Consider the following 8,129-nt stretch of genomic DNA (forward strand, 5'->3'; position numbering starts at 1 on the left):
GCCGTCGGCACCGTCACCATGGAACAGAACGACATCGCCGTCGGAGCGAAGGGCCTCCTGCGCCAGACCCGGGAGTTCCCGCCCAGGTACGAGCACCGCGAGGCCTGTCCGGGTCACCGGACGGTGAAGCCGGCTGCCTCGGTGTCCAAGGTCGTGGTGCCGTCCTGCGCGGTGGCCAGGACGGCGACGTGCCAGGCACCGCGCGGGGACGACGCAGCGAGGGCACTGGTCACCTTGGCGGTGTAGGTGCAACGCACGGCGTCCTGCCCGGAGGGCTTGCAATCGGCCGACTCCACTGCGGCCATGTCCTTGGCGGTCAGCCCCTTCTTGGCGAAGGACGAGTTCTGCGGCCAGGCCAGTACCTTCACGCTCTTGACACCGGAGGACGCCGTGACTTCGGTGCCGAAGGCCAGCGCGCCGTCACGGTCCCCGTCGGGAGCGGTGTAGCGGGCGGCGCTGTGTGTCAGCACCGGAGCCTGCTCTGCGGCCTGGGCGAAGGCAAAGGCACCGGCACCACCGAGAAGAACGACACCGCCAACAACGGACAGAGCAACGCGTCGGGACATGGGATTCTCCGTAACTGTCTCAGCACTGAATCAGGTCGGCGCCGCTCTGATGCGGCGCTGCACCGATATTCCCCGCGCGAGGATTCGCCGGACATGGGCGCTCGATTCCGGGGTACGGGCGTGCAACTCGGTGTGCACGGGGCAATGGACATCTCCTCGGCGGGCGCGGGGCGCGTTGCGGCGTGGTCTGCCTCTGCGGCATTTGTTGCTGTGTACTCCTCGGCGCCTCCACCACTGGTACTCCTCCTCGTCTCCGAGGAGGAGCACTTCTGCCAGGTCTTCGGAGAGGGGGTCGCCGACGAGCGGTCCCTCGGTCGGGAAGTACAGGCTGATCCAACGACTTCGTCCCAGCCTTCCACGCTCAAGGGGACCTCCTACGGTCACGTCGAAGGCGACGTCGACGTGACCGTAGGAGGTCCCGGTCAGGACGGTTGCGTAGGTGGACTCCGCGTTGGTGCAGACGAGCCCGTTGCCTGCGGGGCAGACCGCGACCCAGAAGCCATCCTTGTTCACGAGACGCTCCCGCTTGTGGAACCCGGTGATCCGGCCGCCCTGCTTGTCCTGCTCCGTCTCCGGGACCATGGCGATGCCCCGGCTGGCCGCCGGAAGCGCCGTGCCGCCTTCCTGGGTCCTGGCGAACGGGTTCTCGTCGCAGGACTTCCCGGCCGGCGGCGGATGCTGGCCGCGTTCCAGAAGGCGTCGTCGCAGCGGAAGTCCAATGAGGAGTACGAGCAGCCGCCCGGGGTGTGTCCGGGCTTGGTGAACGAGAGCGAGTGGTTTGCCGTGCTGGATTGCGTCTTGTTCTTCTTGACTCCGTCGGAGTAGTCGACCTTGCCGGAGAAGGCAGTTCCCAGGGTGTGCCCCGGTACGTGGCCGGACGCCTTGCACGGGCTGCCGCAGGAGACCGACATCCCCATCCGGATACCGCCGGCCTGTGGCGCCGTTCCGAGAACCGGACTACTGCTCACTTCAGTGTGATGTCGCAGCGAGTTCGACGCCCGTGTGACCGGCCGGGCGGCACGCGATGGCAAGGACTTGACACTGTGATGTCGTCCCGCATCCGGCGCTACGGGCCCGTGGCCTTCAGAAGTCCTTCCTGCCGGCAGTCCGTGTGGCCCGCGCCGCGCAGCAGCAAGCCGAGTGAGAGCAGCGCGGACAGGCTGAGCAGCAGTGTGGACCAGAACCAGAACCGCACCCATGTATCGGGGACAGGCAGCAGGATAGCCAGCGCGGCCGGATACAGGACCAGCAGCCACCCCAACCGCCGCTCCGCCCCGGACTGTTGGTGCAGCCGCCTGGCGGCCGCCTCGCCCTGCCCGGTAGCCCCACAGGTGATCAGTCTCAGACCTTCGGCGATGGTCAGCCGGCACGTATGCATGAGCGCCACGATCATCGTGAGGAGCAGGGCGAGCCCCAGTAACTGGGCCCATTCGGGCACTCTGGGATGGCCTGATGTGGTGACCATCAGCATGGGCACCGCGAACAGCAAGGTGCCCAACGCCTCGAAGGTGAAGAGCCGGGTGGCCGGGGCAAGGTTCAGGGCGGCGGCCACCGGAGACTCCATGCACAGAAGTCTCCAGTGGCCGCAGGCGCAGTCGATCGCCCGGGGGCGGCGTGAATTCGTCATGACCCCGGCTGCGCTTCGCCGACGCTGCCGCTCCCCTCGGAGTTGAACTGGTCCGGGGTGACGCACGGCGTTGTCAGCGCGTACTCATCCGGGTCGATGGCTCGGGTTCGACGGCGAAACTGCCAGGTCGACGCGGGCCAGATGGTGGTGACACGGCCCGTGCGGTCCTGGTACCAGCCGGAACAACCGCCCGCGGCCCAGACGGTGGGGGTCATCCGGTTCTGCAGTTCGGCGTTGTATGCGTGCTGCGTCTCCGCGCGCACGTCCACGGAGCCGAGACCGCGGCTCCGCATCAGCTGCAGGGTGCTGACGAGGTAGTTGATCTGCGACTCGATCATGTGGATGAGGCTGGTGTGTCCGACGCCCGTGTTGGGTCCTGCCATCAGGAACAGGTTGGGGAATCCCGCGACGGTTGTACCGAGGTGTGCCTGCGGGCTGCCTTGCCAGACCTCGTGCAGGGACCGTCCGTCACCGCCTATGACGCGCCGCGCGTAGGAGGCGTCGGTGACACGGAATCCGGTTCCGAAGATCAGTACGTCCACTGGATGCGTGGTGCCGGCGGATGCGGCACCGGGTGCGGCTTGAGCGCCGCTGCGTGGGGTTGTGAGGACCGTGTTCGGTCCGACGCTCGCGATCGGGTCGGTGACGAGGCGGACGTTGGGTTGAACCAGTGCCGGGTAATAGTTGTCGGAAAGCAGGACCCGCTTGCAGCCCAGTGCGTAGTCCGGGGTCAGCTTGGACCGCAGCCCGGGGTCCTTGACCTGGCGGTGCAGGTGGGCCAGTGCCTCCCGACGTCCCAGCGCGGCCATGGTGCGGTTGCCGAGCAGTGCCGGCAACGTCGCCTCCCGAGTCATGTACTCCCAGCCTCGCGCCAATCGCTGCACCGACGGTGCCAGCTGGAACAAGTGACGCTGCCACGCCGGTACCGGCCGATCCCGGCGCGGGGCGATCCATGACGGAGTGCGCTGAAAGACAGTCACCTGCTGAGCCGTGCGCTGCAGGTGAGGGATGAACTGGACGGCGCTCGCGCCGGTGCCGATCACGCCCACCCGCTTGGCCGAGAGGTCCACGTCGTGCTTCCAGCCGGCGGAGTGGAACGCTTCTCCGGTGAAACCTTCCAGACCGGGCAGCGAGGGGATGGCCGGCTCCGAAAGGGGCCCTTGGGCCATCACCAGTAGCCCGGCGCTGAGCGGTCCGGTGCTGGTGTCCAGGTCCCAGCGCAGCCGCTCAGGGTTCCAGGTGGCCCGCTGCAGCTCGCAGCCGAGTCGAAGGCGGGGCGTCAGGCCGTACTGGTCGACGCAGTGTTTCAGGTACTGCTCGATCTCTTTCTGAGGTGCGAAGCGCCTGCTCCAGGTGGGGTTGGGTGCGAACGAGAACGAGTACAGGCGCGAGGGCACGTCGCAGGCGCATCCGGGATAGGCGTTGTCCCTCCACGTGCCGCCGACCTCATCGGCCCGCTCCAGTATCAGCAGGTCGCGATGGCCCTCCTGCAACAGCCGGATGGCTGTGCCGAGGCCGGCGAATCCCGCGCCGACGATGACGACGGACATGTGTCCGGGTGAGGCTCCGGCTGCTTCGTACGGGACCGGGTTCGTGGTGTGCGGGTCGGTCATGACTCTCCCCATCCAAAGAATGATCGAACCAGATACGATCGTTTGCGTTACGATCGTAGCCCACTCGATGGATGGAGTAGCGAATGAGGATTCTGGCTCTCGGCGGCCCTGGAGCAATGGGCGCCGTAGCGGTACGTGTGGCGGCCGGACTCCCCGGCGTCACCGAGATCGTGGTGGCCGACCGGAACCTGGAGGCGGCCCGGAAGCTGGTGCACCGGCTCAACGAGGACGGCACGGGTGGCGCGCCGCTGCGGGCGCTCAAGGTGGATGTGACCGACAGCAGCGCCCTGCACGCTGCTCTGCACAACGCGGAGGTCGTGCTCAACACCGTCGGCCCGTACTACCGATTCGGCCTGACCGTGCTGCGTGCCGCGATCGCGACCGGCACCCACTACCTGGACATCTGCGACGACTGGGAGCCGACCCTGCAGATGCTCGGCCTGAATGAGGAGGCCCAGGCCGCCGGGGTCCGTGCCGTGGTGGGAATGGGCGCCAGCCCCGGTGTCAGCAATCTGCTGGCCACACGCGCCGTCCGGCAACTGGACCACGTCCAGGACCTGTACACCGCATGGCCCGTCGACGTCTCCGGCAACGGTGGGGACGACGAGCAGCTGAGCGACCCCGATGGGCGCCCCAGCGCGGCCGCCGTGCACTGGATGGAACAGATCAGCGGGAAAGTGGCGGTGGTCAGCGACGGACGGCTCGTCCACCGGCGGCCACTCCGGCCGGTCGCCCTCTCCCTGTCCGCCGGACACACCGGCACGGCCTACACCGTCGGCCACCCCGAGCCGGTCACCCTGCACCGCAGCTTCCGACCGGCCGGCGAGGCCGCCAACCTCATGGTCGTCACCCCGGGCACGGTGGCCTACCTCGACGTCCTGCGCCGCGACATCGACGCCGGCAAACTCACCAACGAGACCGCTGCAGCCGAACTCGCCAAGCCCTCGGTGTCCCGCGCGCTGCGGGCCACCGCGGGCGCCATGACCCGCAAGGGGCCCGGGTCACTGCCCCCGTTCTTCGCCACCGCCACGGGGACCCGCGACGGCCGCCACGTCACCGCCCTGGCCCGGCTCGCCGATACACCCGGCGCCTCGGCGCTGCTCAACGACATGGCGGAGGCAACCGGTCTGCCTCTGGCGCTGGGGCTCGCGCAACTGCTGGACGGAACCGGTGGCCACCTCGGAGTCCACCCGCCGGAGACAGCCATCGACGCCGAACGCTTCTTCCTCGACCTGGCACGCCACGTGCCCGACCTTCCCGGCGACGACGGCCCCCGCGACGGCGTGATCACCGACGTGACCCCGACCCACTGACGTTCAACAGGAGACACGACGTGCCATCGAAAGAAGCCACCACGCCCCCCACCGAGTTCATCGACGTCGCGGGACGTGCCGTCCACTACACCGCGACGGGCAGCGGCCCCCCGGTGCTCCTGCTGCACGGTCTGGACCGCAGCCTGGCGGACTGGGCACCGCTCCAGGCAGCCCTGCCCGACCACCGGCTCATCGCAATCGACATCCCGGGGTTCGGCCGGTCACAGCCCCTGCCGGACTGCCGGCTCGCCTCACTGGCCGGGCACGCCGAGCGGGTACTCGACCGACTCGGCCTCACGTCCGCCGTGCACGTGGTCGGCAATTCCCTCGGTGGCGCCATCGCGATGCAGCTCACCGCACGTGCCCCCGCGCGCGTGTCCTCGTTGACACTGCTCAACAGCGCCGGATTCGGCCGTGAGGTCACCTGGGCGCTGCGCATACTCGACCTGCCGCTGCTCTGGCGGCCGCTCCTGCGCCCCGATGAACGAAACGCACGGCTGACGGAGCGTTCCCTGTTCCACGACCCGGACTTCGCGACCCCTGAACGGGTCGCCGCGGCACTCGCTCTCGCCCGCCGCGAAGGAGCCGCCCGGACACTGCGGCAGGTGGCCCGCGAGCTGGGTTCCTGGCGCGGCGTACGTTCCAGCTGGCGCACGAAGCTGCTCGCGGAGATCTCGGCGCTCAATACCCCCACACTGGTCGTCTGGGGGACCCACGACCGCATCCTCCCCGCCCACCATCTCATCAACGCCGTGTCCACCCTGCCCCGGGCGCGCACCCACCTCTTCCCGCGAACCGGTCACCTGCCGCAGATCGAACGCGCTGAAGAGACAGCCGCCCTGCTCAACTCGTTCTGGAACGACCTGTGAAGCGCGTCGCGCGAGGGCTTGGGGGCGGGCGCAACGCGCAGGTCCCGACCTCGGACCGCCTTGTACGCGCCTGCCGGTAGGCCACACGGCCGCCCCGGTCCGGATCGGGGCGACCACAACGATCGGCCTCGCCCCGCGCCCCCGGTCAGGACTTCGTCGAGGTAGTCGGCATCACTCCCGGTTCCCACGAGCGAAGGTAGTCTATTCGTAAACGATCGAATCGATTCCGATCGCTCCCCGGTTCAGCGGCCCAGCGCGGTACCTTGATCAACTGTCTCGACGACGTCCGAAAGGCTCACCACTCCATGCCTGGAACGGATTCATCCCGCACGCCGGAACCAGCTGTCCAGGTCCCCACCCGGACACTCGTCGAGGCACTGATCCGCACCGACCACACTGTCGACACCGGCGAGCTCTACGCCATCGCCCCCCTGCTCGGCATGACCGACCAACAGGTGCGGCTGTGCGTCAAGCGGCTCGTCACGGAAGGGCGGTTCACCCAGGAAGGCAGGGGACGCAAAGCAGTCCTGCGGGCCACCGGCGCCACCGAGCAGACTCTCGGGCCCGACGTCGAATTCGTCGCACACGCCTTCCGGCAGGACGCGGGCCTCGCCCCCTGGGACGGCATCTGGCACCTCGTCGCCTTCGCGGTCCCCGAGACCGCCCGCTCCGCACGCGACGCCCTCCGAGCCGCACTCACCCGGCTCGGCGGCGCCGCCGTGCAGGGCGGCCTCTACATCAGCGCCAACGCCTGGGAGCCCTACGTCGAAGACCAAGCCCGCCACCTCGATGTCCTCGACCACCTCACGCTGCTGACCACGGACAACCTGCGCCACGGCAACGAACACGACCCAGCCGAAATCGCCCGCGCCCTCTGGCCGCAGGACGAGATCGCCGACCGCTACCAGCGACTCGCCTCCGTCGCCCGACCGAGGCTGCGCCGACTCCAGGAAGACACCCACCTCCCCAGCCCTCAGCGGCTAACGATCGCGGTCGAACTGGCCGCCGAATTCACCCGCGCCATGGAGCCAGACCCCCTCCTGCCGCCGGAACTGCTGCCCCAGCCCTGGCCCGGCACACAGGCCCGCGAACTTGTCGCGCAATGCTGGTCACTCCTGGAGGACCACGTGGAGGAGAGCGAGCGAGTCAACCTCTTCCAGCTCTACCGCGACATGACCCGCCCAGCAGCTGCCAACAGCTGAGGCCCACTGCGCCGACCGACTCGGACAGGCCCCCGGCCTGGGATGCAGGCCGGCGTGAGCTTCACGGCAGGGTTCCGTACGGACACAAGGAGCACCTGTACCCCCTTGAGCAGTGGGTCGCGGAGCAGCGACGGGCTTACGGGGCGGGGCAGATGACCGGCTTGCGCGCCCGGCGGCCGGAGAAGCCGGGCTTCGCCTTCCTCTGCGGGTGCAGCCGCAACTGCCCGGCGATGCCCTCGGTACGCACAACGGACCGGTCGAGCATTCGGCCGGACCGGTCGGCCCGGCCCTCTGATTCCTCTCCTTCGCGGCCTCCAGGTTTTCCTGAAACCGCGCCCCGGTCACTCTTCCACGGTGAGGCCGCGGTCCGCCCGGACTGCACAGACTCGTCCGCCTCCTCCTTCCCGACCGATTCGGGTGCTCGCCGGGAACCGCAACGGCTGCAAGGCGTGGGAGGAATCCAGCGCCAAAACCGCCGTCGGCAAGACGTCTCACGATCACCGACGGCGGCCACCCGGGCACCGGACTCGTCGTCCCGCACCGCCGCGAGCGCGGCCAGACCGGGCTCCCGGCCTGGAAAGAGGAACACAACAAGTCCCACCAGCAGGTCCGTGCCCGCGTCGAGCACGCCTTCGCCCTCATGAAGGCCTGGAAGATCCTCCGAGACTGCCGCCTCAAAGGCGAAGGCGTCCACCACGCCATGCTTGGCATCGCCCGGCTGCACAACCTCGCCCTCGCCGGATGGATCAGCCGGCCACACTGTGGCCAACCATGCCCGAGACGATCCGGAGATCATTTACGGGACAGCCTTTACTGATCGTTTCAGAATGAAGTTCGTTGTGGGTCTTGGCGGTTGGGTGATGTGTCGGCAGGATCTGTTGGGTGTCTGCTGATCTTGTGCCTGATGACCTGTGGGAGCGTGTGGCCCCGCTGTTGCCT

7 protein-coding genes and 1 pseudogene are annotated in these 8,129 nt (G+C 68.6%); 4 read left to right on the top strand and 4 right to left on the bottom strand.

Annotated elements, in window-relative coordinates:
- Window positions 1–113: 113 nt before the first annotated feature.
- The 4 genes from AADR41_RS26990 to AADR41_RS27005 all read right to left on the bottom strand — a co-directional run bounded on the left by AADR41_RS26990 (window position 114) and on the right by AADR41_RS27005 (window position 3,806).
- Window positions 114–566 carry a DUF5707 domain-containing protein gene (locus AADR41_RS26990; RefSeq protein WP_342284000.1) on the bottom strand — a complete coding sequence of 151 codons (453 nt, stop codon included), beginning with the start codon at window positions 564–566 and terminating at the stop codon, window positions 114–116.
- A gap of 30 nt (window positions 567–596) precedes the next feature.
- Entirely contained in the window at window positions 597–1,454 is an 858-nt protein-coding gene (locus tag AADR41_RS42975) for a NucA/NucB deoxyribonuclease domain-containing protein (protein WP_446751113.1), read from the bottom strand.
- 178 nt (window positions 1,455–1,632) lie between these two features.
- Window positions 1,633–2,130 carry a hypothetical protein gene (locus AADR41_RS27000; protein WP_342284002.1) on the bottom strand — a complete coding sequence of 166 codons (498 nt, stop codon included), beginning with the start codon at window positions 2,128–2,130 and terminating at the stop codon, window positions 1,633–1,635.
- 59 nt (window positions 2,131–2,189) lie between these two features.
- A complete protein-coding gene (locus tag AADR41_RS27005; RefSeq protein WP_342284003.1) occupies window positions 2,190–3,806 on the bottom strand; it encodes a flavin-containing monooxygenase in 1,617 nt (538 codons plus the stop codon).
- 83 nt (window positions 3,807–3,889) lie between these two features.
- Between AADR41_RS27005 and AADR41_RS27010 the strand changes: the two genes are divergently transcribed.
- From AADR41_RS27010 to AADR41_RS27025, 4 genes and pseudogenes are all read left to right on the top strand, one after another.
- Window positions 3,890–5,119 carry a saccharopine dehydrogenase family protein gene (locus AADR41_RS27010; protein WP_342284004.1) on the top strand — a complete coding sequence of 410 codons (1,230 nt, stop codon included), beginning with the start codon at window positions 3,890–3,892 and terminating at the stop codon, window positions 5,117–5,119.
- Between the two features lie 20 nt (window positions 5,120–5,139).
- Window positions 5,140–5,988 (top strand): alpha/beta fold hydrolase, encoded by an 849-nt coding sequence (locus AADR41_RS27015; RefSeq protein ID WP_342284005.1) that lies wholly within the window; start codon window positions 5,140–5,142, stop codon window positions 5,986–5,988.
- A gap of 305 nt (window positions 5,989–6,293) precedes the next feature.
- The gene (locus AADR41_RS27020; protein ID WP_342284006.1) at window positions 6,294–7,190 is read left to right on the top strand and encodes a PaaX family transcriptional regulator C-terminal domain-containing protein; all 897 of its coding nucleotides are present in this window, start codon (window positions 6,294–6,296) and stop codon (window positions 7,188–7,190) included.
- 414 nt (window positions 7,191–7,604) lie between these two features.
- Window positions 7,605–8,007, top strand: a pseudogene (locus AADR41_RS27025) (transposase); the annotation flags it as partial.
- Window positions 8,008–8,129: the final 122 nt, after the last annotated feature.

It is taken from the genome of Streptomyces sp. CLV115 (assembly GCF_038448545.1).
In the GTDB taxonomy this organism is placed as follows: domain Bacteria; phylum Actinomycetota; class Actinomycetes; order Streptomycetales; family Streptomycetaceae; genus Streptomyces; species Streptomyces sanglieri.

Bases quoted from the DNA above. Each gene is read 5' to 3' on its own strand.
- AADR41_RS26990 (WP_342284000.1), bottom strand. From the start codon at position 566: ATGTCCCGACGCGTTGCTCTGTCCGTTGTTGGCGGTGTCGTTCTTCTC.
- AADR41_RS27000 (WP_342284002.1), bottom strand. From the start codon at position 2,130: ATGGAGTCTCCGGTGGCCGCCGCCCTGAACCTTGCCCCGGCCACCCGG.
- AADR41_RS27005 (WP_342284003.1), bottom strand. From the start codon at position 3,806: ATGACCGACCCGCACACCACGAACCCGGTCCCGTACGAAGCAGCCGGA.
- AADR41_RS27010 (WP_342284004.1), top strand. From the start codon at position 3,890: ATGAGGATTCTGGCTCTCGGCGGCCCTGGAGCAATGGGCGCCGTAGCG.
- AADR41_RS27020 (WP_342284006.1), top strand. From the start codon at position 6,294: ATGCCTGGAACGGATTCATCCCGCACGCCGGAACCAGCTGTCCAGGTC.